Origin of the sequence: Corynebacterium sp. HMSC072G08, from assembly GCF_001809185.1 — a bacterium.
Taxonomy (GTDB): Bacteria; Actinomycetota; Actinomycetes; order Mycobacteriales; family Mycobacteriaceae; genus Corynebacterium; species Corynebacterium phoceense.
Map to the genome: position 1 here is coordinate 21932 of NZ_KV796429.1, position 25512 is coordinate 47443.

A 25512-nucleotide genomic window follows, 5' to 3' on the forward strand; every position below is an offset into this window, starting at 1 on the left:
CACCGTTGATTAATGAAAATCATTGCTGCTGATACACGGCGTGCTCCTCGGCCACCCCGAAACCCAAATTTTCGTAGGCCCGCACTGCCGGTTCATTATCGGACTCGACATACAAAATCACACGTCGCGCGCCCTTTTCCACCATTCGGTGTAGCCCTGCATGGAGGAGCGGTGCCCCCAACCCACGTCCGCGATAGGCATTCGCCAACCCCACGACATAGACCTCACCAAAGGCCTCGCCGCCGTCCTCAACGTCTTCCGTGTGCCACTTGGTCCAGTGGAATCCAGCCAGGCTGGGGGTATTATCACTGCCCCCATTCGTAACGCCAGTCACATTTGTAGACGTGTCCCAGAATAAAATTACGTCCTTCTCATCGAACCATTCAGCCTCCATGCCGCGGCGCAAGCGCGCGACATCCCAGCCGCCTTGTTCGGGGTGCCACGAGAAGGCTTCATTATTTGCCGCCACCCATGCCGCGTCCACCGCGTCCGCGCCCCAGCGCGCCACCGACTCCTCATAGTTGAGGACCTCAAATCCTTCGGCAGAAGGAACCGTTGCGGCCGCGCGCAACGCTTCGCCCTCGACAGCCATGACGAGCAAGCGCCGCACGACGCTGAGCCCCTGGGCCTGCGCGAAGGCCTGTGCCGCCGGGAGATTACCGTGCGCCCACACCTGGAAGGAGGAGCCAGCGTCGAGCGAGCGGGCGGCATCGGCAAGCAAGGCCTCGCCAATGCCGCGCCGCCGGAAGTTCGGAGCTACAACGAGCTCTGCGGACTCCCCATCAAGCGCAATGAGCGCGCCGACCTGGCCATTCTCGCTATGCACGAAGTGCTGGTGGCCCAGGCGTTCATCGCTCAGCCCCAACAGATACTGCTCAGAGAAAGGTGCCACGCCATCGTTCGTGCGGGCGGCGTCGAGGACGGCATGGATCTGATCAAGGGTGTCCTGGTTCAAGCTCATGCCCCCACCTTAGTGACGCGCGGGTGCGTGCGGTAGAAATAGAACCATGAAGGCACTGAAAGCCGCGGGTGTCGCGGTGGGCTGCGTGGGAGCGCTCTGGCTAGCGGACTCCGCCGTAGCCATGCACGCGGAACACGCCGTGTCCGAACGCGTGGAAGAGCTCACGCGACTCGAGACCCCGCCGGACGTCTATATCGGAGGGCTTCCCTACGTCGCCGCGGCGGTCACGGGCACCGTGCCGCTGCTCGAGGTGCGTTCCTCCGACGTCGAAGTGCCACAGCTAGGCATGGTCAACGCGCAAACCACCCTGCGCGACGTGCACATCACCCCGCAACAGGTATGGACCGGGGACTATGACGGCGCGGTGGCCTCCACACTCTCGCGCAGCCTGAGCCTCGACGGCGTGGCGCTCGGCCGCCTGCTGGGCATGACGGATCTCAATATCAACAACCCGAATAATATCTCGCCCTCCGGCGGCAATTCCGCAGAAGCCGAGCTCACGGGCACCATCCCCGGCGACGAGTTGCCCACGACGGTTCAGGTAGAGCTGCGTCTCGAAGGCCCCATGTTCTATATGCGGCCCATCGACGCGCCAGAAGGCCACGTCCACGACGCGTTCTATCTGGAACTCGACACGCGTCGCCTGCCGCTGCCGGCCCAGGCGACGAAGGTCTCGCTGCGTGGCGGCACCATCAACGTGGAGGTCCAGCGCCGCAACGTCGAGCTCCACCTCGATCTCCTCTCTCCGCTGGAAATCGACGGGGACTACGACAAGGACGGCAAACAGATCACGAGCTAAGGCGAATAGACCTCAAGCGCGTCGGGGATAGAACGCAGCCGCACGTGCTCGAGTTTGCCTTCGGACTCGCCGTCCGCTTGGAAGCGGTGCAGGCCAGGCACGCCCAGCTCCACCCATTCCGCGTCATCGAATTGGATCACGCGGCCACGCGCAAGCCGGTACGCCCCAAAGAGGTGCAGCAAGCCCGCGAAGCCGCCGATGCCCCCAATATCCGTCAGCCCGAAGACCCCCAGGCCCTTATCGAAGGAGTTACGGGGGTTCGTCACGACGGGCAGCGGCCCGAGGAACGTCCACGGGTTGGTATTCGACGCAAAAATGAGCTGCGCGCCCCGCAGCTCGAGCGTGCGCTCCCCTGCCTTGGCGTGGACATCAATGTGCGGCGGGCGCACGCGCGCACGCGCCCAACCGCGCAGCGTCGCGCGCAGGTAGCGCAGCGGCGTCGCCGCAAGTCCTTTCGCACGCGCCTTGTCCACGGCGTGGAGAACGTCTGCGTCGAGTCCAAAACCAGCGTTGACGGCAAACCATCGCGCCTCGTCTGGCTCGGCCTCACCGTCTGCTCCGAGGGACTCCCACGTGCCCAGGCGGATGGTGCGGCGCAGGTCGTAGAGCATGCACTCGGCGAGGGTTTGGGCGGCATCGGCAGGCTCTGCGGGAAAGCCCAAAGCCCGGGCGAAGACATTGGCCGAGCCCGCCGGGATGACGGCGAGCACCGGGACCTCTTCGGCTGGGCGCGGGTTCTTGGGCGATCCCAGAAGCCCGCCCACGATTTCATTGACGGTGCCGTCTCCGCCGACAGCGATCACCACGTCGCACTCGGCGCGCGTGAGGGTGGACACCATCTCCGCCGCGTGTCCCGGATAGTGACTCTGCCGCACCAGAAGATGCAGGTCAGGGACCTCGCGCAGGCGGGCGTAGACCTGCCGAAGCATAAGTTCGCTCTGACTGGTCGAATTCGGGTTGGTGATGAGCAAGGCTCGCATGGGTTTCTAGCCTAGCGCTAAACGGTAGGCTGATGGGCATGTCTGAACGAAACGCATCCCACCCCGAAAACGATCCCAACAAGCTGGACGGCAACGAGGCCGTCAATCGCGCCGCGGAGGATTGGAAAGACGCCGCCTCCCGCAATATTCCGGCCGTCGGCCTCGACGAGGTCCCGGTTCCCGATGACACGGCGAACCTGCGCCAGGGCCCGTCCCTCCACGACGCGCTGCTGGGACTTCTCCCCTTGGTCGGCGTGTGGCAGGGCGAGGGCCAGGCTCACGATTCGAACGGCGGTCAGTACACGTTCGGCCAGCAGCTCGTTATCGCCCACGACGGCGAGCACTACCTGACCTACACCTCTCGCACGTGGAAGATCGACTCCGAGGGCAAGCCGGTAGGCCCCGATGTACGCGAGTCCGGCTTCTGGCGCATCTCCCCCAAGGACGAGATCGAAATGACCTACACCTCGAATAACGGCATCGTGGAAATCTTCTACGGCGAGCCCTTTAACGAGCGCGCCTGGTCCCTCCAGTCCGCGTCCACCATGGTCACGGAGACCGGCCCGAAGAACCTCGGCCCCGGCAAGCGCATGTACGGCCTCATGCCGAATAACAACCTGGGCTGGGTCGACGAGCGCATGGTCGACGGCGAGATGCGCCCCTACATGTCGGCGGAGCTCAAGCGCATCGCGGGCTAAAGCATTAGAGCGCGGACCGCATCAGCTCCCGAATCTCCTCCACATTGGCGGGTTTCGGGAGCTTTTGTCCGTTCAGGTGCGTCACGCGCACCGGCCCGCGCGTCGAGGAGACGAGCCACACCGAGTCCGCCCCCAGCAGGTAGTCAACGTTCATTTCTTTGAGTTTACAGCGCCAGCCGTCTGCCTCCGCGCGGGCGAAGATGGCAGCTTGCGTCGTGCCCGGCAAAATTCCCGGCGCCGCGGGCGTGCGCAGCTTGCGTCCCTTGGTCGTCACGACCGACGAGCGGGAGCCCTCCAGCAAGAGTCCTGCGCCGTTGAGGTAAATGACGTCCTGCGCGCCCTGCTTTTTGGCGTAGCGCAGCGCCGCCATCGTCGCGGCGTAGTTCACCGTCTTCGCCGGGAACTCCGTGGGCAGCTGCCACGTACGCTCCATGGTGATGGCCTTAACACCCTTCTCACGCTCACGCAGCGTCTCCGCGTCAATGCCCTCGACCGCAACCCAACCAGTGGGAATGCTCGTCGACGCGCGCCCGCGCGTGAGCGTCCACGTGCACTTGCCCTCGGCCTCGCCCCACTCCTCGAGTGCGGCCTTCGTGGCCTCCTGCCACTTCTCGGGCGTGGGCAGCGGCAGGTCGAGCGCCTCGGCCGAGCGCCGGAACCGCTCGAGGTGGCGTTCCATGTTGTGAGCCTGTCCGCCCTCAACGCGCATGGCCTCAAAGATGCCGTCACCACGCGTGACGCCCAGATCGTCGGCAAAGAGCAGCGGAAGGTTCGCGTTATGGCGGCGAATAGACCCGCCGAAAGGCTCGATGACGTAGATGACAGGCGCAATACTCATGACTTCAATTATGCCCTACGATGGGGATCCATGACCTACGTTTCGCCGTTGCTTGACCGTCCCCGCGCTGCCGCTTTCCAAGGGGACAGCCTCCTCGATAAAGAGGGCGTGGCCTGGCATTATGGCGATCCCCTCGTGGAGCAACGCTACGTCGAAAACGGCACCGCCGTCATCGACCGCTCGCAGCGCCGCGTGCTCGCCGTCACTGGCCCCGAAGCCGCGGTATTCCTTAATAATTTGCTCTCCCAAAAGCTTGACGATGCCCCCTCGGGCTTCGCCGCGTCCGCCCTCGACTTCGACATCCAGGGGCATATCCTCCACGCCGCAGACGTGGCCGTCGTCTCCCCTACCGAGATCTACCTCGACGTGCCCGACGCGCAGTTCGAGTCGCTGCGCGATTACCTCACGAAGATGATCTTCTGGTCCCAGGTCGAGGTGGCCGAGGCGGACCTTGCGATCCTCACGCTGCTCGGCAAGCCGGTAGACGGCTTCGACGCGGCCGCCGCGGGCGTCGTCTTTGATCGCACCGTGGACTGGCTCGGCGCCCCGCGCCGCGATCTCGCCGTCCTGCGGGCCGAACTGGTCGACGCGGTCGAGGCCCTCGAAGCCGCCGGCGCCCACCTGGCTGGACTCATGGCGTTTACCGCCGAGCGCGTCCGCGCCCGCGAGCCGGAACTGGCCGCTGACCTCGACGATAAGGCGATCGCCCACGAGGTTCCCCAGTGGATCGGCCGCGGCGAACACCCCGGCGCCGTCCACCTCAACAAGGGCTGCTACCGCGGCCAGGAGACCGTCGCCCGCGTGGAGAACCTCGGTCGCTCGCCGCGCTTGCTCGTCCTTTTGTACCTCGATGGCTCCGCGCCGGACCGCCCCGAGCCGGGCGCCGATATCCTGTCCGGCCCCGGTGGGCGCCGCGTGGGCCGCCTGGGCACCGTCGTCGACGACTGTGACTTCGGCCCCATCGCCCTCGGCTTGGTCAAGCGTTCTGCACTCACGGGCACCGATCTCGTCACCGGCCCGCTGCGCGGCGAGGCGAACGTCGCCGCGAGCGTCGAGCCAGAGTCCATCCCCACGGATGAGGGCCCCAAGGCTGGCCGCGCCGCGGTGGAGAAATTGCGCGGCCGCTAGCCTTCTTTGCCCTGTAACAGGGGGCGGTGCGGAATTTTTTCGGCACACAGGCTATTGTGTCTAACAGGACCATACTGTTATTGAAATTCGATGGGGCATCCGAACTTCCCTGGAATGCCTACACACACCTCAAGGGGGTCATGCACATGGGACGCGGACGCGCGAAGGCGAAGCAGACCAAGGTTGCACGCCAGCTGAAGTACAACTCACCTGAGATGGATTTGGACTCGCTCCAGCGCGAGCTCGCCGCTCAGAAGCCGCGCAACGACTGGGATGACGAAGACGAGGTGGACTACGAAGACAAATACGCCGACTACATCGACGAGTATGACGATGAAGACGACGTTGAGGATGACACCGACTCTTCGGACAAGCGCTAAGTCCTAAGACTCTTATTCCGCCGCCGGCCCGCCCGGCGGCGGATTTTTGCGTGTCCCCATCCTGACCGTGTCCGTCACGACGCTGTCTGCGCTTCGTCCGTCCGGCGCGCGGCGCGCGGCGGACTTCAGAACAACGAAGGCCCCATAAACCACGGAAATCTGAGCCTTCGTTGTCGTGAAATCCGCGACACCGTTTCCACGCGACGCACAGGCGCATTCCACCAGCTCGTTCCTTGCGATAATTCTCCGCGCGCCGCATGAGCCGACGCGATTTTCGCAAGGAACCGGACACGCGAACGCCGCCCTGCCGATGCGGCACGGGCGGCGTGTGTCTGAGGCGCGAACTTAGAAGTTCGGGTGCTCGCCCTGCATGATGACGCGCGGCTCGTCGCCGCCGGACTCGCGGATGGTGCCGAGCTCCCAGGCGTCGAGGTGGCGGGCGGTGAGCATGGCCAGGGCGCGGTCGCGGTCCTCCGGGGAGACGACGGCGATCATGCCGACGCCCATGTTGAAAGTCTTCTCCATCTCGGACAGGGCGATCTTGCCCACGGAGGCGATGGTGCGGAAGATCTGGGCCGGGGTCCAGGTCGCGCGGTTGACCTCAGCGGTGAGTCCCTCCGGGATGACGCGCTCGAGGTTGCCCGCGAGACCGCCGCCGGTGACGTGGCAGAACGTGGAGACCTGGCACTCGGCGGCGAGCGCCAAGCAGTCCAGCGCGTAGATCTTGGTCGGCTCAAGGAGTTCCTCGCCGAGGGGGCGGCCGAGCTCTTCCACGTGGCCGTCGAGCGGCAGGCCCGCCTGTTCGAGGAGGACGTAGCGGGCCAGCGAGTAGCCGTTGGAGTGCAGTCCAGAGGAGCCCATGGCGATGAGCACGTCTCCATCGCGGACCTTGTCCGGGCCAAGGAGGCCATCAGCCTCGACGACGCCCACGGCCGTGGCGGAGACGTCGTACTCTTCTGGGTCCATGACGCCGGGGTGCTCCGCGGTCTCACCGCCGAGCAGAGCGCAGCCTGCCTGGACGCAGCCTTCGGCGATGCCCTTGACGACCTCGGCGACCTTCTCCGGAACGACCTTGCCCACCGCAATGTAGTCCTGGAGGAAGAGCGGCTCGGCTCCGCAGACCACGAGGTCATCGACGCACATGGCGACCAGGTCGATGCCGATGGTGTCGTGCTTGTCCATCGCCTGGGCGACGGCGAGCTTCGTGCCCACACCGTCCGAACCGGCAGCGAGGATGGGCTCCTTGTACTCGCCCAGCTTGAACAGGCCGGCAAAACCGCCGAGGCCGCCCATGACCTCCGGGCGGGTGGCGCGCTTGGCGTGCGGGGCGAAGAGGGTAACGGCGCGGTCGCCCTCTTCGATGCTCACGCCGGCAGCGGCGTACGTGGTGCCGGAGTTCTCGGCGGCGGTCTCAGAGGAAGCGGTGGGGTTTTCAGACATCGCGGTGGGATTCCTTAAAAGTCGGTCGGAAGGGGTTTAGGCGTCGGTGCCTTGAAGTTTACGCACGGCCTCGGCATTGGGGTTGCCCGCTGGCAGGCCCAGGGGGTAGTTGCCGGTGAAGCACGCAGTGCACAGCTCCATGCCGGGCTGCTCGGTCGCGCCGACCATGTCGTCGACGGACACGAAACCCAGGGAGTCCGCGCCGATGGCTTCACGGATAACGTCGGCGACGGTCTCCGGGTCATCGGACGGCGTGGCATTCGCGATGAGCTCCGCAGGCGAGGCGAAGTCAATGCCGTAGAAGCACGGCCACTTCACCGGCGGGGACGCGATACGCACGTGGACCTCGGCGGCGCCGGCCTCCCGGAGCATGCGAATAAGGGCGCGCTGCGTGTTGCCGCGGACGATGGAGTCGTCGACGACCACGAGCTTCTTGCCCTTGATGACCTCGCGCAGCGGGTTGAGCTTGAGGCGGATGCCGAGCTGGCGCTGCGTTTGCGTGGGCTGAATGAAGGTACGGCCCACGTAGGCGTTCTTCACCAGGCCGTGGGCAAAGGTGATGCCGGACTCGCGGGCGTAGCCCACGGCGGCGGGGTTGCCGGACTCGGGCACCGGAATGACCATGTCGGCGCCGTCGGCCGGGCACGAGCGCGCGAGGCGACGGCCGATGTCCACGCGGGCGGCGTTGACGGAGCGGCCCTTAATCTGTGTGTCGGGGCGTGCCAGGTAGACGTACTCGAAGACGCAGCCGTGGCGGGTGGGCTCGGCGAAGGTCTCGGAGCGGATGCCGGCCTCGTCGATGGAGATGAGCTCGCCAGGCTCGACCTCGCGGAGGAACTGGGCGCCCACGATGTCGAGCGCACAGGTCTCAGACGCGACGACCCAGCCCTTCTCTAGGCGGCCTATGACGAGCGGGCGCACGCCATGCGGGTCGCGCGCGGCGTACAGCGTGTGGCCATCGGTAAAGGTGAGAGAGAAAGCACCCTTAACGCGCGGCAGCAGCGCACGAGCGGAGTCGAAGACAGAGGTGTTTTCATCTACGCCTTCGGCAAGCAGCATGGACAAGCACATGGAGTCCGAGACCGATTCCTGCGTGGGCTTAATCAAGCCCTTCTCCACGACCTCGGCACGCAGCTCGAGGTAGTTAACGAGGTTGCCGTTGTGGCACAGCGCAATGTCCACGCCGGACGAGGACGTCTCAAACATCGGCTGGACGTTCGACCATTCCTTGCCGCCCGCCGTGGAGTAGCGCGTGTGTCCCACGGCGACGTTGCCCTTGAGCGAGCCCAGGATGGATTCATCAAAAATATTGGCGACGAGGCCCATGTCTTTGAATACGACGATTCGCTCGCCGTCGCCGACGCCAATGCCGGCGGCTTCCTGGCCACGATGTTGGAGGGCGAAGAGGCCGAAGTACGTGAGAGTGGAGACGTCCTCCCCCGGTGCCCAAACGCCGAAGACGCCGCACTCCTCGCGCGGTTCAGTCTCCCCCTGATCGTCAAGATCGGTCAGTGGGGCGGGGTGGGTAGTGACAGCAGCATGCGCAGGGTTAATCACGCGCCCCATCCTAGCCGCTACAGGCACAGAAAACTAAAAGATTACGGGGAGCCATTTCGCGATTTCCCCCGCGCGCGAACCCGAGGCGTCGATGCGACGCGCCTCCACCGCCGTGGACCACTCCGTCACACCCAGCGCCAATTCCAGCCAGGTGCGCGCGTCCGTCTCGACCACATTCGGGGGCGTGCCACGCGTATGACGAGGCCCCTCAATGCACTGGACAGCCACGAACGGGGGAACACGCAGCTCCACACTGTGTCCCGGCGCGTCGTGTGCGACGGCACGGGCGGTGCGCCGGACGGCATCGGCAAGCTGCGAGCGGGAGGGATCCGGCAACGCCGGGTCGCGCACCCAGGCTTCCACGGCGGCGACGGCGGCGCGGGTGGCGGCGGGGTCATGCACCTTCTTCATACCCCCCGGATTGTAGACCCGTCGCGACGACTTATACCCTTTGCCTGCGAATGTGATCCACGAACCTTAAGGTAGTGACATGGCTAACGCTGAAACCCCGTCCCCATCCCTCACACTGCGCTTTATGGCTGCGCCCACGGACCTGCTTATCGCGGGCGCCCAAGGCATCGGCGGCGGCCGCGTCCTCGAATGGATCGATAAGGCCGCCTACGCCTGCGCCGCGCAGTGGTCCGGCACGTACTGCGTGACCGCCTACGTCGGCCACATCCACTTCACGCGCCCCATCCCCTCCGGCCACATCGTGGAGGTCCGCTCGCGCATTGCAATGACGGGCCGCACCTCCATGCACATCGTCAACGAGGTGCTCTCCGCCGACCCGCGTGACGGCTTCTTCACCCGCGCATGCGATTGCCTCGTCATCTTCGTGGCCCAAGACCCGACGACGGGCAAGCCGACCCCAGTGCCCTCTTTCGTACCCCAGACGGATGACGAGCTGCGCGTCGAGGCCGCCGCGAAGTCCCGCATCGAGCTGCGCAAGGCCATCGAGGCAGAGATGGACACGCAGACCTACGACGGGCCCTCGGATGCCCCGCGCATGGTTAACCGCTTCCTCGCCAAGCCCACGGACGTCAACTGGGGCGGCAAGGTCCACGGCGGCACGGCCATGGAATGGATCGATGAGGCCGGCACCGCGTGCACCATGGAGTGGTCCGGCGAGCAGACCATCGCCACGTACGCGGGCGGCATTCGCTTCTACCGTCCCATTTCCATCGGTGATCTCATCGAGGTCGACGCCCGCATGATGGTCACGGATACCCGCACCATGCAGCTGTCGGTCCACGTACGCTCCGGCGCGCCTGCCGAAGGCCGCACGAACCTTAAGACCGCCATCCACGCGACGGTGTCCTACATGGCCATCGATAACGACTGGCAGCCCCTTGGCGCCCGCCAGTTCACCCCGCGCACCGAAGAGGACATTCGCCTGGCTGAGCACGCCCACATCCTGCGTGGCCTACGCGGCAAGTACTCCCCACAGCCGCTCATCGTGGCGCCGAAAGTTCAGCACATCGACTAGCTTTCCGATGCCCCCTTTCCCATAGGCTGGGCCAGAACAGCACGCGACCATCGAGCCCTATCTTTTTCTTCGACGGCACCACGCGTGAGGCTTTCACGTTCTACCACGAGGTCCTCGGCGGCGACGCCACGGACATTGAGACCGCGCGCGGTTGGTTCGAAGCTCTGGCCAAGGACGGCCGCGTCGTCCTGCCGATGGGCAAACAGCAGTGGGGCGATGTCTACGGCCAGGCCGAGGACAAGTTCGGCATTTTCAGGTCCGTCAACATCCCAAGCACATAGCGGCTGCCGCACATGAGGCAGCCAGCGCGGTCAGCACGCTAGGCCGCTGACACGACGACCATCCACACAGCGACGAGGTGCACGATAGCCGCGGCCACCGTCGCGGTGTGGAAGTGTTCGTGGTAGCCGAACCATTGGGCGTTGCGCCCAGGCCATTTGAAGCCGTAAATGAGCGCGCCGAGTGAATAGATAATTCCTCCGGCGAACAGCAGGCACACGACTGCTGGGCCCGCCTCGCGCCACAACTGCGGAATGAGCGGCACAACGAGCCACCCCAGCCCCAGGTAGACCACGACGTCGAGCCACCGCGGGTGAGAAATCCACACGAGATTCAGCACCACCGCAGCGATGGCGCCTATCCACGCGATGACGAGCAACCACCACGCGTTGTCTACCGCAATGCATAGCAGAGGCGTGTAAGTCGCAGCAATAAACACCGCGATGGTCGAGTGGTCTGCGCGCCGCCACCACGCCACGGTAGAAACCTTGCCCCAAGGCACGAGGTGATACGCGGCGGAAACTCCGAACAACCCGATGAGTCCCACTGCGTACACCGTCACACCCAGAGCCGCGCCCCACGGCACGCGCATCCACGCGAAGGTAACAAGGACCGTCGAGGCCACGAGTGCTGCGATAGCTGCGCCGAAGTGGAACCATCCACGCCCCGCTGGCCGCTGGCCGCGGTCAGCCATGACATACGTGCGGGTAATCAGGCCCTTGTCCATCGTGGTGCCTCCCATTCAGTTAACCTACGCCACCGTAACCATACCAGAACACCACTCCCCCACAGCCGGCCTTCACACCGTGCATGAGCGAGCGGCAGGCCCTCTCGCCCAGTCGAATTGCTCTCACACAGTAAGTTCTTTGCCCAGCGCACCCGCGAGATTCTCGTCGTTAACATGAACGTCATCGCGGGCCTTTCGGCCTCCGGCGCACCGGCCCTCACTATCGCAGAGGCTTATTTCGATAAGTACATCGCCATTGCGTCGCGGTCTGGCTACACGGCGGTCCTCCACGTGGACAAGCTCAAGAATACGAAGGTCTACTTCTATTCCGGCTCCGCCTGGAAAAGACGGCTTCGACACCGACCAACGCGGCATGTTCTGGAACGGCGTTATGGAGTACCTCGTACGCCTCACCAACGAGCCTTTCGTCGCCCAGGCACGTGGCGCGGGTGTCGACGTCACCTATGACCGCGATGCCTATGGCATTCACGATTGGCCGTACTACAAAGACGCCCTTGGCAAATCCTGGACAAAGGTCATTGGCCCTGCGCTCGGGGCATACGTCACCCACTTTTCGTTCGGGTTTCACGTTCCACGCGCGTGCGGAGCGGTAGTCGCCCCCTTCCTCAACTAGTTTCTCGAATGAAGAAAAGTTATGATTAATGAATGCGACTTTCTCTCTCTCGTGTCGCCGCCACCGCCCTGACGGCCACCACTTTGGCAGCTTCCGTTTTCGTCACCGGGTTCGCAGCTCCGGCTCAGGCCGCCCCCCTTGCCCCGGGGTCGTCACTGCCGGGCACCGCTGCCCCGCAGCCGTGGCTTGGTAATACGCCGTTCATCGTCTCGAAGAAACACGTAAACGGCAACCACTGGAAGGTGCGCGTGTGGTCCCCAGCCAACCGCGCCGTCGTCGACAACAACGTCCTGCTGCCTCCGGGTGACCAGCCGCGACCGTCCTTCTACTTGCTGCCCGGCATCAAGGGCGGCCAGGCAGGCCTCAACTGGATGTCGCACAGCGACGTCAAGAGCTGGTTCGCCAATGAGAACGTCAACGTCGTCATGCCGCTGGGCGGTCCATACTCCCTCTACACGGACTGGGATTCCACGGATCCCATCCTTGGCGTCAACAAGTGGAACACTTACATGACGCAGGAGCTTCCTCCGCTCATCGACAAGGAATTCCATGGAACCGGCCGCGACGCCATCGGCGGCCTATCCTCCACGGGCGCCGCGGCGCTCGACATCGCAGGCCATAACCCGCGCCGCTTTGTTGCTGCGGCCTCGTATTCCGGCTGCCCCATTCGTTCCGGCGCCTACGGCGGCACAATCTCCACAGCCATGATCGCCTTGGGCGGCGGCTCCTCGTTTAACGCGTGGGGCATGCCCGGCAATGCCTCGTGGCGCGAGCACGATCCCAACACCAACCTGGATCGTCTGCGCGGCGTCAAGGTCTTCGTCGCCTCCGCCTCCGGCCAACCTGGCGGCCCTGACGGCATCGGCAACTTAAGCTCCACCGCTGGCCAGGCATTCGGTCCCGCCGAGGTCGAAATCGTCGCTAACGGCTGCACCCAGCAGTTCGCCGATAACGCGCGCCGCGCCGGGCTCGACGTCAACCGCTATTACACGCCACAGGGCTCTCATTCCTTTGGTCTTTTCTCCCACCAGATGAAGGTGAGCTGGGCTCAAACCATCGCACGCGCTATCGGCGCCGCGAATCTCTAAAGACCCCATCTGAGGACAGCGTCGCGCAGACACAAGAGCGAAAACGCCCCTGGACGTGACCCAGGCCACTAGGGTGAAGCCATGACCGTTTCTCCCGCCTCCGCCCGCCTGCGTGCGCTGTGCATCGCCGCGGCCATCACTTCGCTCCTCGTCACATCGTGGAGCGACCCCGCCGTCGCTCCCGCACAATCCGCAGAGAACTCCTCTACCGAAGGCAGTGCCGACAGCGAATCTGCACGCACCGCCACCGAAGGCTCGGTGGCCATTTCCGATGGCTCTGCCCTCAGTTCCATTGGCTCTTCACGCCTAGGCGATCCCCTCGTCGCGCCCCGTGGCTCCGCCCAGTTACCTGACGCCCTCGGCTCAGGTGACGGCAGCTCAGATGGACAATGGCTGGGTAGTTCTGTCCCGGCATTCAAAGGACTCTCCAGCAACAGGGCCAGCAGCTCGTCGAGTGGAGACTCCTTTGCCACGGCTCAGCTATCCAGTGAGGAGGATCGAGGCGAACCTTCCCCTGTCGATTACGGCCCTGAGCCGCGCCTGCTCGACACCCGCCCCGTCGAAGGCAACCTCGTCGAGATCGATGTCTGGTCACCGGCGAATCAGAGCATCGTCACCAATCTTTTGTTGCGAGCCCCGCAGACCGACACCCCAGCATCGACGCTCGTGCTCATGTCCGGCGCTGACGGCGGTGCAGGCGGTGCCAACTGGCACACGGAGACTGATTACGAAGAATTCTTTGCCGATAAGCAGGTCAACGTCGTCACCCCCATCGGCGGCGGCGCGTCGATGTACGTCAATTGGGAAAACACGAACTCGCCTGCTGGCCGCAATCAATGGGCAACGTACCTCGGCGAGGAACTCCCCCGCGTCGTCCAAGAAGAATTCAATGGCACCGGCCAGGATGCCATTGCTGGCCTGTCTATGTCCGGCGGCCCCGCGCTGCACATTGCGGCGGAAAACCCCGAGCGGTTCGCCGCGGCAGCATCGTTCTCCGGCTTTCCCGCGACTTCCGGCGTCCTGGGGCGCATTGTCAGCCAAGGCATCCTCAAAGGCTCGGAGGGCAGCTCCGTCGACGCCTTCGGCTTGTCCAGCAGCGATGCGTGGCAGCTCAATGACCCTTCCTACGACCCAGCGGCGCTGCGTAATACCGACGTCTTCGTGGGCACCGCCTATGGCATCCCCACCGCAGAGGAATTTGGCGGCAATTGGACGTGGGGGCTTACCCTCGAGGCAGTCTCCCAAGTCACCTCGAACTACTTCACCCGTGCGGCCCAGGCGCGCGGCGTCCACGTCGAGCGCTTTCACACGACGTTTGGCGCACACTCGTACGCGCTGTTCGAGCGAGAGCTGCACGCCGCGTGGGAGTCGACTATCGCCCCGGCCCTCAACTTAAAGTAACCGCGGCTGAACAGTGGTCGTCTACGACCACTGAACTCCATGGCATCAGGCCAACGGCACGGCTTGTCTCCGCGAGCCGTGCCGTTCTCATTCAGCTTGTCCGCATCCCGGCACCCCATCCCGCCCTCATGAAGTGACCACTAAGTAAATACTGCGAGAACATTGTTAAAGCGCTAAATAAACTGCCAGGTGAAGGCGAAATTTGTAGTTTCACCACGATGCTTTTACGCGTTTAATGCTATCTGTCCATTCGCTTCTCTCCTCATCGAACTCAAGGATTCTTATGCATTCTCGCCGCATTGGCACGCTGGCTATCGCTGCCCTCGTCTCCTCACTCGCCACTATTCCAGCCCACGCCGCGACGGACGGCTCCCAGGTCGTCATCTCCGAGGCCTACGGCGGTGGCGGAAACTCCAGCGCCACGTACACGCACGACTTCATCGAGCTCTACAACCCCACCGACGCAGACATCGAGCTCTCCGGCTACACCGTCGAGTACTTCTCCGGCAAGGGCAGCACCGGCGGCAAGGCCACCCTCAGCGGCACCATCCCTGCTGGCGGCTACTTCCTCATCCAGGGCGGCCAGGGCAACGGCGGCACCACCGCGCTGCCCACCCCGGATGCCGACGCCGGTCTCAACATGGCTGGTTCAAGCGGCACGGTCCAGCTTGCCGATGCCGCCGGCACCGCCGTCGACACCGTCGGTTACGGTTCGGCCACCCTCAACGAGGGCTCCCCCGCCGCTGGCGCCTCCAACTCGCAGTCGGTTTCCCGCGATGCCGCAGGCACAGACACCGACAACAACGCCGCGGACTTCACCGCGGGCGCCCCCACGCCGCAGAACTCCGGCTCCGTGCCGAGCGACCCGACAGATCCTGCCGATCCCACCGACCCCGAGACTCCGGCTGACCCCACAGATCCGACCACCCCCGCTGACCCGGCGGCCATCACGCCCATCTCCGATATCCAGGGCACGGGCGCCGCATCCCCGCTCGTTGATCAGACTGTGACGACCGAGGGCGTCGTCACCGCAGTATGGAAGGAAGGCGGCCTCAACGGCTTCACCATCCAGACCGGCGGCACCGGCACCGAGGTTCCCGCTGCTGGCGACGCCTCCCACGGCATCTTCGTCTACATGGGCTCCCGCACGGACTACCCGGAGCTCGGCGCTTCTGTCCAGGTCTCCGGCAAGGTCTCTGAGTTCTTCAACGCCACGCAGATCACCGCTGCTGAGATTTCCTCGCTCGCCGAGGCTCTGCCTGCCGTCACGCCGCTCGTTATCGATGAGCTGCCAGCCGGCGATGCAGCCCGCGAGCCCTTCGAGGGCATGCTCGTCCAGCCCGGTACCCACACGGTGACGAATAACTACGCGCTCACCACCTACGGCGAGGTCGGCCTCAACGGCGGCACCGAGTACCTGCGCCAGCCGTCGGATATCTACGAGCCCTCCACAGAACCGAATTCCGATCTGCAGAAGCTCGCTGCGTCCAACAAAGAACGCCTCGTCATCCTCGACGACGCCCGCACGAAGAACTACATGCAGTCGGACAAGGAGACCCCACTGCCCTACATCTCGCAGGACGGCGGCTCGACCATCAAGTCGCTGCGCACCACGGACCACGTCGAGTTCCAGCACCCCGTCGTCGTTCACTACTCGCACGACGCCTGGCGCTTCGAGCCCACCACACCGGTTACCGGCAACACCTCTGGCGCTGACTTGCCCATCTCCTGGGAAGATTCCCGCGCAGCCATCGAGGGCGGCGTAGACGTCAAGGGTGACTACACTATCGGCGCATTCAACGTCCTTAACTACTTCGTCTCCCTCGGCGAGGAGTTCGGCGGCACCAGCCACAAGGACAAGGACGGCAACCCGGTCACCGTCAACCGCGGCACGACCCGTGGCGCGTGGACCGCCTCGGCCCTGGCTGACCAGCAGGCCAAGATCGTCGCCGCCATCAACGGCCTCGACGCTGACGTCATCGCCCTGTCCGAGATCGAAAACGGCTACGCCGTCACCGGCGACATCAACCAGCGCGATAACGCTCTGAAGACACTGACCGAAGCCCTCAACGCCGCAGGCGGTAACTGGGAGTATGTGAAGTCCCCGTCGAATGTCCCGGTCAAGGGCGATGTCATTCGCACCGCGTTTATCTACGACCCGGATCGCGTCAAGCCCGTGGGCGAGTCCCGCATCTTCACCGATGACCGCTTCACCGGCACCGCCCGCGAGCCGCTCGCCCAGGAATTCGCGGCGACTGATCCGAACGTGAAGGAAACTTTCGTCGCGGTCGCCAACCACTTCAAGTCCAAGGGGTCCGTCGCCAAGGGCGACGCTGACTCCGGCGACGGCCAGGGCAACAACCCGAACGTCCGCAACGCTCAGGCGCAGGCTGTGCTCGATCACCTTGCCAAGCAGAAGGACTGGGAGGGCAAGGCCACCTTCGTCATGGGTGACCTCAACACCTACACCATGGAGCAGGCCCTCGGCGTCTTCCGCGCGAACGGCTACACCGTCCCGGCTGAGACCTACGGTGCCGATCCGTCCTACCAATTCGACGGTCTCCTCGGTAGCCTCGACCACGTGTTGGCCAACGAGGTTGCCTCCGGCAAGGTCTCTGACGCCCAGGTCTGGAACATCAACTCGGACGAGTCCGTCGCCTTCGAGTACTCCCGCCGCAACTACAACGTGGTGGACTTCTACGACAACTCCCCGTTCCGCGCTTCTGATCACGACCCGGTCAAGGTTGGGTTCTCGCTCTCTGCTACGGCTCCCTCGGAGGACGACGATCCGAAGGATGATGACACCACCTCCGATGCCCGCGGTGTCAAGGAGATGAAGATCGTCGACGGCGAGCTCATCGTCTACTACACCGACGGCACGGAACAGAACCTCGGCACCGTCCGCGGCGAGCCCGGCAAGGACGGCGCCGACGGCAAGAATGGCGTTGATGGCGAAGACGGCAAAGACGGACAGGATGGCACTAACGGCGCCGACGGCGTCGATGGCAAGGATGGCCAGAACGGTACCGACGGCAAAGACGGCCGCTCCGTGACTAAGGTTCAGGTCCTCGACAACGGCGATTTGGAAGTCACCTACTCTGACGGCACCACCGAGATTGTCGGCAACACCCAGGGCCCGAAGGGTGAGCCTGGCCGCGACGGCGCGGACGGCAAAGACGGCGTCGACGGCCAGAAGGGCGAGACCGGCGCTGATGGCCAGAACGGTCAGGATGGTGCCAATGGCGCCGACGGACAGAATGGCAAGGATGGCGCCGCCGGTAAGAACGGCAAGGACGGTCGCGGCATCGAGAGCATCGAGGCCAACGAGGACGGCTCGCTCACGGTGACCTTCACCGATGGCACGCAGCAGAACGTCAAGGTCTCGGGCCAGGTGACGAAGGAAGCCGGCGACGAGGAGACGGACAAGGACACCACGCCGGGCAAGGACGCGGACGGCGCGGATGCCTCGAGCCTGGGCACGGGCGGCATCGTCGGCATTGTGCTCGCGGTGCTGGCGCTCGTGGGTGCCTTCCCGTTCATGGCGGCTGTCTTCGGCCAGATTCCGGACAGCGCACTGCAGACGCTGCCTGCGCCGGTACGCATGGCCATTAAGAATCTGAAGATGTAGCACACAACGCAGAGAGGGCCCCGGTTGTGTGTGGGGCCCTTTCGTCGTTTTCGTGCGTTAAATCCCCACGGCCGCGAGGTGCCGGGGTTCGGTCTTATCCACACGCTGTTGGTAGTCGGGGTGCTTGGGTCAGCCATGACTTCGCGTAGGGGACACCGCGACGATGCGCAGGCCGTAGTCGACGCCGTCGGAGAGGCCGTCACAGGCTTTCTCCTGGGGATTCGGCTCGGTGCTACTCAAAGGACTGCTCCTTGACGAAGTGATGGGACGGGATCGAGACGCGATTGGTCACGTTCATGGCAATCGCCACCCACTCGACGGCGGCGAATTGGGCGTCGGTGAGAGGAGCGGCGGCGAAGAGTTGAGCAAAGTCGCGGGAGGGGGCATCGGAAGGCTGGGTGGCGGCTTCGGTCAGCATGAGTGCGACCTTTGTGTGGAGGTTAATGAGCTCGATGAGCTCGTCGCTCCGCCTGCCGCGCGGGCCTCCTCGCCGACGGCCCGGGTGAAAGCGATGGCGGACTTCCAGGTCTGCGGGGAGGACTTATCGAGGTAGAACTTCAATGGGTTCCGTGACATGTCCGCACATATACTCGCGCCTAGAGAAAGATGCTGTAGCTCTCCGGCCTCGCCCCGGCTGCGGCGGCTTTGTCGACGGCGCGCAGGAAGTCCGCGCGGACCTTGCGGTCCTCGAGGTTGCGTGCGGAGACCGAAAGGCGGACGGTGTTGCCGCGCTGGGCAGAGCGCTCCGCGGCCCGAATGATGTTGCGACGCCACCATTTCGCAGCGCCGAAGCCCTCGCCGAAGGAGAGATTGCGAGTCTGATGAAGCCTGCCGGAGGGCAGCTCGTGGAGGCCATGGGAGGAGCAGGCGAGCTGGAACTCAAACTCGGGCAGGACCTCGAGCGTGCCTGGGGACATGCGCCAGCGCGGGGCGGCAAAGATGGTGGGCTCGAAGCCGATCTTGGCCATCTGGCGGGTAGCACCCTTGAGGCGCAGGCGGGCCTCGTGTGCCTCCAGGTTCGCGAACTCGGCGCGGCGGCCTTGGACGGCCTGGTCGAAGCCGTTGAGGATGAGCGTGCGTCCGGCCTCGGCGTGGTCGCGCAACCAATGCTGCATGCGGTGGTCCTTGGCCAAGTGCCAATTGCCATCGATGTGTGGGGCGACAAGGAGAGAGACGGGAATGTCGTCGCGGTCGAGCTCCGCGATGAGATGTTCCGCGTACTTCCGGGTGTCGTCGAAAATACTAGAAATCGAAACCAGGAGAACGCCGTGCATGCCGCTTATTATCGCACGCACAGCGCCACGCCGCGCGGCGAGAGGCTAGGCGGTTAACCCCGTGATCTTGTTGATGGTCCACGCGTACTCGAACGCGGCCTGACGCCACTGGGCGTAGCGGCCGGAGACGCCGCCGTGACCGGCGACCATCTCGGTCTTGAGCAGGAACTCGCCGCCGGTGGCCGTGGCGCGCAGCTTGGCAATCCACTTGGCGGGCTCGACGTAGAGCACACGCGTGTCATTGAGCGAGGTGAGCGCCAAAATGTCCGGGTAATTCTGCGCGGTAACGTTCTCGTACGGGGCGTAGCTCGCCATGTAGTCGTAGACCGTCGGATCGTGGAACGGGTCGCCCCACTCTTCCCACTCGACGACGGTGAGCGGGAGCTCCGGCATGAGGATGGAGGTGAGCGGATCCACGAAGGGCACAGACGCCTGGATGGCGCGGAAACGCTCCGGCGCCATGTTGGCGACAGCGCCCATGAGCAGGCCGCCGGCGGAGCCGCCCTCGGCAGCGAGCACCTCCGGGGCCGTCACACCGCGGGCGATGAGGTCGTCCGCCACCGCAATGAAATCCGTGAAGGTGTTCTTCTTGTGCAGCAGCTTGCCGTTGTCGTACCAGGCACGACCCATCTCGCCGCCGCCGCGCACGTGGGCCACGGCGAAGATGACGCCGCGATCCATGAGCGAGAGGCGGAAGACCGAGAAGTACGGATCCATGGACACCTCGTACGAACCGTAGCCGTAGAGGAGCGTCGGGTTGGGCTTCGACATGTCCAGGTCCGCGCGGCGCACGATGGACACGGGAATCTGCGCGCCATCCGGGGCCGTGACCCACTCGCGGTGCGCGACGTACTGGCTCGCGTCGTAGCCACCCGGGACTTCTTGTTCCTTGAGCAGCTTGTACTCGCCGCTCGTCACGCGGTAATTAAACAGCTGCGAGGGCTGCGTATACGACGTGTAGCCCACGCGCAGGACGTCCGCCTCCCAATCCGGGGCGCCGCCCACGGAGACCTCATAGAGTTCCTCGTCGAACTCGAGCTCCTTAAACTCGCCCCAGCCCTCGCGCACGTCCATGATGGCGGCACGACCGATGCCGCCGCGGCGGTAGCCCACCACGATCTGGTCGCGGTAGACAGCCGGCCCTTCAATGCGCACGGTCTCCTCGTGCGGCATGAGGACGGTGAGCTGGTCGAACTCCGGCAGATCCGCGCCATAGGCCACCGGACAGTAACCCAGCTCGTAATTCGCGCCAGTCGCATTGTGCGTGACCAGCCAGTAGTCCTTGCCACCCACCACGGCGTGGTCGACGTCGTAGTCAACGTCCTGGCGGCGCTCCCACAGGCGGCGCAGCTCCCCTTCCGGATTGTCGAGCCCCACGACCCACGCCTCCGTGGTGGTCTTGGACTGCACCTGAACGAAGAGGAACTCGCGGGACTTCGTCGTCCCCACACCCACGCCAAAGCGCGCGTCTTCCTCGTGGAAGACAAGCACGTCCTCGCTTTGCGGGGTGCCCATCTTGTGGCGCCACACCTTATCCGAGCGCCACGCCTCATCCACGGTCGTATAGAAGATGTAATTCGGACCGGCCCATGTGAGGTAGTAGTAGACGCCGTCCAGGCGATCCGCGAGCAACTCGCCTGTCTTCAAATCCTTGAAAGAGACCTCAAAGCGCTCGTCGCCCACGGTATCCACGCCAAAGGCAAGCACATCTGTCTCCCGGTTGCGCGCCACCGCGCCCACCTGGAAGAACTCGTGCCCCTCGGCCAGGACGTTGGAGTCGAGCAGAACCTCCTCGCCCTCCGGCGCGCCCTCCTCGGGCAGCTCGATGGGGCTCCACGCCTCCGCGCCCTCGGCGGCCTTGAGGCGACACGACAGCCCGTAGCTCTTGCCTTCCTCGGTGCGGCCGTAGTACCAGTAACCATCGCGCAGGACGGGCACGGACATGTCCGTCTCCTTCACGCGCGACTTCACCTCGGCGAAGATGTTCTCGCTCAGCTGTTGAAGGTGCTCCGTGCGCGCCTCGGTGTACGCATTCTCCGCTTCGAGGTACGCAATCGTCTCCGGGGATTCCTTGTCGCGCATCCATTCATAGTCATCGACGAAGTCGCGGCCATGGAAGGAACGAGTCACGGGATGTTGCGCAGCACGAGGCGCTGCAAGGGAGGGGTCTACAGTCATGCCGTGCCATTTTACGCGCCTTCCGGCACACGCCACGGAATGGGAGGACTTCTTCGCCGCCTACGCCGAGCCTTCCGATGCCCCCTTCGCCCCTGGCCGTCCCGGCCCCGGCCCCACGGTCCGCGCGGCGGTCGCGGGGCGCGTGGCTTCCGCGGCCCACACGGTGTGCCCCAGGAGCGTCGCGAACTGGGCAACCCAGCCATCATGCAGGCCCTCGGCCAGGTGCGCCAAGCCCTTCTCACCGACGAAGCGCCTCCCCCGAGCACGAGCACGCCATCCTGGAGATCCTGCAGCGCGCAGCCCGCGAGATCACTGAGCTCGACTAACCCCCGCACACGACGACACAGCACCCGCGCCGATTTCTCGGCGCGGGTGCTGAGTTCTGTGTTTTAATGGTTGAGGTTAAGCGAACGGAGGATGGCCGGCGGCAGGCCCATCTGGTTGATGGCGAAGCCGATGGCCGCGAGGATGGCTGCAACGCCGATGAGCGGAATGGTGACATTCACGGCTTCGGTCTCCGCGAACTTCGAGGAGCCGAAGATATCAGCGACAACGACGTCGATCTGCGGGTTGATCTGGATAGCACCCGGTGCGATACCCAGCACGCCACCCTCAAGGGTGCCGGTCACGCCGCCCGGCTCGATGCTCACGCCCTTAAACGCACCGTCCTGAATGGTGCCGGTGATCGGAACGTTGACGCCGTCCTTTTCGATGACGCCCTTGAAAGCGCCCTCCTGGATGCCGATGATGCCGTTCGGGTCCACGTTGATCTCGGCCCCCTTGATGGCACCGTTCTCAATGGTGCCCGTGATCGGAATCTTGACGCCATCCTTCTCAATAGCACCGGTGAAAGCACCCTCCTGGACACCTACAAGACCACCAGGCTGAACCTTCACGCCCGTGATGCCGTCCTTCTCAATGGTGCCCGTGATCGGGATATTGACGCCGTCCTTCTGAATGGCACCCGTGAATGCACCTTCGGCGATGCCCACGACGCCGTTCGGATCGACCTTGAGGCCCGTGATAGCGCCGTTCTCGATCGTGCCGGTGACCGGAATCTTGATGCCGTCCTTTTGAATAGCACCGGTGAAGGCGCCATTCTCAATGCCGGTGCCGTTGACGGACACGAGGCCAGACGGCAGGGACGGCAGCGAGGACTGGGCCGTGGCAGCCGGAGTGGCGGTAACGGCGAGGGACACGGACACGGCAGCGGCAACGAGTGCGCGGCGAGGAGAGAAATTCATGTGGTTGTAGAGCTTTCTGTGAGGGAGAAGATGGGATGGGTGAGACTACTTGTCCGCAAGCCCCAGGGTGCGGCGAAGGTTCTTCGCGTAATCAAGGTAGTACTGCGTGTTATCGACCACGGGGCCTTGCGCCTTGCCGTCCACGATCCAGCTGGAGCCGGAGGAGAACTGCGCGATTCCCGTGCGCTTGGGCTGCGGGGCGAGTGGATCAATGACCTTAGTCGTAGCCTGCGCGGTATCGATGACTTCGCCTGCAGCGGTATACGCCGTAAAGGTCACCGTGTAGCTGGCGCCGACTTCTTCGGGCAGGAGAATCTTGTCAAAGATTGCGAAGCCCTGAATCACCGACGCGGTGTACGTGTCAGCCGCGCCCTCAGGAAGGCCCGAGACCTTGGCAACGATGCGACCGGAATTAAGTTCCACGCGCGTGCCGTGCCGGTTAACGACCATGAGCGAGTAGCCTGGGTTCTGACCCGAGTGGATGGTGGCATCCGCATAGGCAACCTTGAGTGACTGCTCCGCCACCGGGGCGGAGTCTGCCGGCACGGTGCCTTTAGCCTCGTCCACCGTGATACTCGTGGTGCCCTGGGTCTCCTGCGCGCCTGCCGGTACAACGGCGGCGCCCAGCGTCACCGCGAGCGCGCAGCCTACGGCAACGCTCGCGTGGGTGAGGTCGAGCATGAGAGTCCTTTCGAGAGCGAGCATTCAATGTGAGCACCGTAAAGCGCACACACGCTCCTCAATATATCCGAGCTCGCTGCCCATAGCGGTATTTCATGCCTGTCTCACTTTTCAGGCACCCCTGCTCACACACGCGTCCCGCCGAGAAAGCGTTGCTGCTCTCTCGACGGGACGCGTATCGAGTGGTTTTGCGGGTTCTAGCCAATCCACTCGTCGAAGGACTTACCGGACAGGCGCTCGTAGGCCTCGATGTAGCGGCCACGAGTAGCCGCGACGACGTCGTCCGGCAGCGCCGGCGGCTCGGTGTCGGCCGCGACGTCCCAGCCGGAAGCGTCCGAGGTCAGCCAGTTGCGCACGTACTGCTTGTCGAAGGACGGCTGAACCTTGCCTTCCTCGTACGTGTCGGCCGGCCAGTAGCGGGAAGAGTCCGGGGTGAGGACCTCGTCCGCGAGAACCAGCGTGCCGTCCTCGTCGAGCCCGAACTCGAACTTCGTGTCCGCGAGGATAATGCCCTTGGCCTCCGCGATGGCGGCGGCCTCAGAGTAGATGCGCAGGGTTGCGGTGCGCAGCTCCTCGGCCCGCTCCTGGCCCAAGTCTGCGACGACGCGGTCGAAGCTCACGTTCTCATCGTGCTCACCAAACTCGGCCTTGGTGGCCGGGGTGAAGATGGGGGCCGGCAGGCGCGAAGCCTCCGTGAGACCCGAGGGCAGCTCGATACCGCACACAGTGCCTTCTGCGATGTACTCCTTGAGGCCGGAGCCAGTGAGGTAGCCGCGGGCGACGCACTCGAAGGGCAGCATGTCCAGCTTCTTCACCACGATGGCGCGGCCGAGCACCTCTTCCGGGATACGCTCGTCATCGACGGGGCCCGCCAGGTGGTTGGGGAAATCGATGGCGTCGAAGAAGAATTGCGAGGTCGCGGTGAGCACGCGGCCCTTATCCGGAATCGCGGGGGTGAGCGCATGATCGTAGGCCGAGATACGGTCCGAAACAACCATGAGCAGCGTTTTATCATCGACTTCGTAGATGTCGCGAACCTTGCCGGAGGACAGATGCTTGTAATCAGAAAGCTGAGGGCGCATGACAGAAAGCATATCGCAGCCTAGACTCTGTAGCATTGTTCTGACTTTTGTTGTCTCCTCCCTCTCACTTAGGAGTTCTTATCGTGCGTAGCCGCCTTACCGCTGCTCTCGTCTCCACCACCCTCGCGCTCAGCGCCGTCGCCGTCCCTCAGGCAACCGCCGCCCCTATCGTTAACACCCGAACGTCCCAGCATGGGACCCCGTTGTGCACTCTCGAGCACGCCCCGGAGGACACGCAGGCTGCCGATGCCGTCATTGAGGCTTACAAGAAGGTCCTCACCGCCGCCTCGGAAGAGGTCCAGGCTCAGTTCCCTGAGGACAAGGACACCTTCGCTGCGTTTACGACGCGCGACGTCAAGGCCGCAGCAGGTTACCCGGAGCTGCTGAAGAAGTTCCAGGCAAAGGGCTATAACGCGCAGGACGTTCTCGTCATTCTCGTTGCCGCCAATAACGTGGACGCCATCATCAGCGACGAGGCGGCGGACAAGCTGCTGGGCGATAACTTCCCCGAGGCCTCCATCAACCGCGCGATGGCCATGCGCGACTCCGTGCCCACGGGTGCGCGCGCGGAGCTGCTCTCCGCGTCGACGGCATTCAGCTCGCAGTTCCGCACTATCCTCGCCAAGCACGAATCCGAGGTCGGACTGCAGGCCACCATCGATTCCTTCGAATCCACCGCAGGCAACGACGCCGTCAAGGACGCCTGGGAAAAGTGCATCTCGGAGCTCAAAGCGAAGGGCGCAACGCCGGGTTACCAGCCGGTTCCGGAGATAGAGGTGCCCATCACCAACGGCACCGGTAACGACGGCAGCAGCGGCGGCTCCTCGCAGGGCACGGCCATCGGCATCCTCATCGCCATCGCCGTCCTCACGGTCGGCGCGGCCTACGTGGTCAACACCCCCGGCGGCTTCAAGCTGCCGAACTTCAACCTTCCGTTCCCGCTCGGCGCCTAAAGTAGGTGCCTCAAGCTCCCCACCGCAACGAACCCCGGTTCACGCCACCAACGCGCTGAACCGGGGTTCGTGTATG

The 25512-nt window shown here is 64.4% G+C and carries 23 protein-coding genes; 10 read left to right on the top strand and 13 right to left on the bottom strand.

Annotation, left to right across the window (positions count from 1 at the left end):
* Positions 1 to 19: 19 nt before the first annotated feature.
* Positions 20 to 961 carry a mycothiol synthase gene (gene mshD / locus HMPREF2559_RS08220; RefSeq protein ID WP_070540258.1) on the bottom strand — a complete coding sequence of 314 codons (942 nt, stop codon included), beginning with the start codon at positions 959 to 961 and terminating at the stop codon, positions 20 to 22.
* A 46-nt stretch (positions 962 to 1007) separates the two neighbouring features.
* Here mshD and HMPREF2559_RS08225 point away from each other — a divergent pair, with 46 nt between their 5' ends.
* Positions 1008 to 1760 carry an LmeA family phospholipid-binding protein gene (locus HMPREF2559_RS08225; protein ID WP_066490278.1) on the top strand — a complete coding sequence of 251 codons (753 nt, stop codon included), beginning with the start codon at positions 1008 to 1010 and terminating at the stop codon, positions 1758 to 1760.
* Here HMPREF2559_RS08225 and HMPREF2559_RS08230 read toward each other — a convergent pair.
* On the bottom strand, positions 1757 to 2740 hold the full coding sequence (locus tag HMPREF2559_RS08230; protein WP_070540263.1) for a diacylglycerol/lipid kinase family protein: 984 nt from the start codon (positions 2738 to 2740) through the stop codon (positions 1757 to 1759). The genes HMPREF2559_RS08225 and HMPREF2559_RS08230 overlap by 4 nt on opposite strands.
* A 38-nt stretch (positions 2741 to 2778) precedes the next feature.
* Between HMPREF2559_RS08230 and HMPREF2559_RS08235 the strand changes: the two genes are divergently transcribed.
* Positions 2779 to 3438: a heme-binding beta-barrel domain-containing protein gene (locus HMPREF2559_RS08235; protein WP_070540320.1), complete on the top strand. Its 660-nt coding sequence runs from the start codon at positions 2779 to 2781 to the stop codon at positions 3436 to 3438.
* Positions 3439 to 3442: 4 nt separating this feature from the next.
* On the opposite strand, the gene HMPREF2559_RS08240 is transcribed toward HMPREF2559_RS08235, so the two are convergent.
* The gene (locus HMPREF2559_RS08240) at positions 3443 to 4276 is read right to left on the bottom strand and encodes an aminodeoxychorismate lyase (RefSeq protein WP_066490268.1); all 834 of its coding nucleotides are present in this window, start codon (positions 4274 to 4276) and stop codon (positions 3443 to 3445) included.
* 30 nt (positions 4277 to 4306) lie between these two features.
* Here HMPREF2559_RS08240 and HMPREF2559_RS08245 point away from each other — a divergent pair, with 30 nt between their 5' ends.
* Positions 4307 to 5404 carry a CAF17-like 4Fe-4S cluster assembly/insertion protein YgfZ gene (locus HMPREF2559_RS08245; protein ID WP_066490266.1) on the top strand — a complete coding sequence of 366 codons (1098 nt, stop codon included), beginning with the start codon at positions 4307 to 4309 and terminating at the stop codon, positions 5402 to 5404.
* A gap of 146 nt (positions 5405 to 5550) precedes the next feature.
* Entirely contained in the window at positions 5551 to 5784 is a 234-nt protein-coding gene (locus HMPREF2559_RS08250) for a DUF3073 domain-containing protein (RefSeq protein ID WP_181734566.1), read from the top strand.
* A 345-nt stretch (positions 5785 to 6129) separates the two neighbouring features.
* Here the strand turns inward: HMPREF2559_RS08250 and purM are convergent, their stop codons facing one another.
* The 3 genes from purM to HMPREF2559_RS08265 are packed head-to-tail and all read right to left on the bottom strand — an operon-like array spanning position 6130 to position 9192.
* The gene (purM, locus tag HMPREF2559_RS08255) at positions 6130 to 7224 is read right to left on the bottom strand and encodes a phosphoribosylformylglycinamidine cyclo-ligase (RefSeq protein ID WP_066490255.1); all 1095 of its coding nucleotides are present in this window, start codon (positions 7222 to 7224) and stop codon (positions 6130 to 6132) included.
* A 36-nt stretch (positions 7225 to 7260) separates the two neighbouring features.
* Positions 7261 to 8790 carry an amidophosphoribosyltransferase gene (gene purF, locus HMPREF2559_RS08260; RefSeq protein ID WP_082723263.1) on the bottom strand — a complete coding sequence of 510 codons (1530 nt, stop codon included), beginning with the start codon at positions 8788 to 8790 and terminating at the stop codon, positions 7261 to 7263.
* A 24-nt stretch (positions 8791 to 8814) separates the two neighbouring features.
* Positions 8815 to 9192, bottom strand: coding sequence for a sterol carrier family protein (locus tag HMPREF2559_RS08265; RefSeq protein ID WP_066490248.1), 378 nt, complete (start codon positions 9190 to 9192; stop codon positions 8815 to 8817).
* 79 nt (positions 9193 to 9271) lie between these two features.
* Between HMPREF2559_RS08265 and HMPREF2559_RS08270 the strand changes: the two genes are divergently transcribed.
* Positions 9272 to 10267: an acyl-CoA thioesterase gene (locus HMPREF2559_RS08270; protein ID WP_066490245.1), complete on the top strand. Its 996-nt coding sequence runs from the start codon at positions 9272 to 9274 to the stop codon at positions 10265 to 10267.
* Between the two features lie 319 nt (positions 10268 to 10586).
* On the opposite strand, the gene HMPREF2559_RS08275 is transcribed toward HMPREF2559_RS08270, so the two are convergent.
* Entirely contained in the window at positions 10587 to 11288 is a 702-nt protein-coding gene (locus HMPREF2559_RS08275; RefSeq protein ID WP_066490243.1) for a PAQR family membrane homeostasis protein TrhA, read from the bottom strand.
* 376 nt (positions 11289 to 11664) lie between these two features.
* On the opposite strand from HMPREF2559_RS08275, the gene HMPREF2559_RS08280 reads away from it, so the two are divergent.
* The 4 genes from HMPREF2559_RS08280 to HMPREF2559_RS08295 all read left to right on the top strand — a co-directional run bounded on the left by HMPREF2559_RS08280 (position 11665) and on the right by HMPREF2559_RS08295 (position 18024).
* Positions 11665 to 11907, top strand: coding sequence for a hypothetical protein (locus HMPREF2559_RS08280; protein WP_141628561.1), 243 nt, complete (start codon positions 11665 to 11667; stop codon positions 11905 to 11907).
* Positions 11908 to 11939: 32 nt separating this feature from the next.
* Positions 11940 to 12995, top strand: coding sequence for an alpha/beta hydrolase (locus tag HMPREF2559_RS08285; RefSeq protein WP_066490231.1), 1056 nt, complete (start codon positions 11940 to 11942; stop codon positions 12993 to 12995).
* Positions 12996 to 13076: 81 nt separating this feature from the next.
* Complete coding sequence (locus tag HMPREF2559_RS08290; protein WP_083297812.1) at positions 13077 to 14396, top strand: alpha/beta hydrolase; 1320 nt, start codon at positions 13077 to 13079, stop codon at positions 14394 to 14396.
* A 283-nt stretch (positions 14397 to 14679) separates the two neighbouring features.
* Positions 14680 to 18024: an ExeM/NucH family extracellular endonuclease gene (locus tag HMPREF2559_RS08295; protein ID WP_070540266.1), complete on the top strand. Its 3345-nt coding sequence runs from the start codon at positions 14680 to 14682 to the stop codon at positions 18022 to 18024.
* A 232-nt stretch (positions 18025 to 18256) separates the two neighbouring features.
* On the opposite strand, the gene HMPREF2559_RS08300 is transcribed toward HMPREF2559_RS08295, so the two are convergent.
* The 6 genes from HMPREF2559_RS08300 to HMPREF2559_RS08325 form a co-directional block, all read right to left on the bottom strand.
* Entirely contained in the window at positions 18257 to 18442 is a 186-nt protein-coding gene (locus HMPREF2559_RS08300; RefSeq protein WP_066509498.1) for a hypothetical protein, read from the bottom strand.
* A gap of 178 nt (positions 18443 to 18620) precedes the next feature.
* The gene (locus HMPREF2559_RS08305; protein ID WP_066490213.1) at positions 18621 to 19298 is read right to left on the bottom strand and encodes a DUF2334 domain-containing protein; all 678 of its coding nucleotides are present in this window, start codon (positions 19296 to 19298) and stop codon (positions 18621 to 18623) included.
* A 45-nt stretch (positions 19299 to 19343) separates the two neighbouring features.
* Positions 19344 to 21476, bottom strand: coding sequence for a S9 family peptidase (locus HMPREF2559_RS08310; RefSeq protein ID WP_066509496.1), 2133 nt, complete (start codon positions 21474 to 21476; stop codon positions 19344 to 19346).
* Positions 21477 to 21865: 389 nt separating this feature from the next.
* Positions 21866 to 22720, bottom strand: a complete 855-nt coding sequence (locus tag HMPREF2559_RS08315; RefSeq protein WP_066490205.1) for a hypothetical protein — start codon at positions 22718 to 22720, stop codon at positions 21866 to 21868.
* 45 nt (positions 22721 to 22765) lie between these two features.
* Positions 22766 to 23401 carry a hypothetical protein gene (locus tag HMPREF2559_RS08320; protein ID WP_066509495.1) on the bottom strand — a complete coding sequence of 212 codons (636 nt, stop codon included), beginning with the start codon at positions 23399 to 23401 and terminating at the stop codon, positions 22766 to 22768.
* 197 nt (positions 23402 to 23598) lie between these two features.
* Complete coding sequence (locus HMPREF2559_RS08325; protein WP_181734565.1) at positions 23599 to 24483, bottom strand: phosphoribosylaminoimidazolesuccinocarboxamide synthase; 885 nt, start codon at positions 24481 to 24483, stop codon at positions 23599 to 23601.
* Between the two features lie 83 nt (positions 24484 to 24566).
* Between HMPREF2559_RS08325 and HMPREF2559_RS08330 the strand changes: the two genes are divergently transcribed.
* Positions 24567 to 25436, top strand: coding sequence for a hypothetical protein (locus HMPREF2559_RS08330; RefSeq protein ID WP_066490191.1), 870 nt, complete (start codon positions 24567 to 24569; stop codon positions 25434 to 25436).
* Positions 25437 to 25512: the final 76 nt, after the last annotated feature.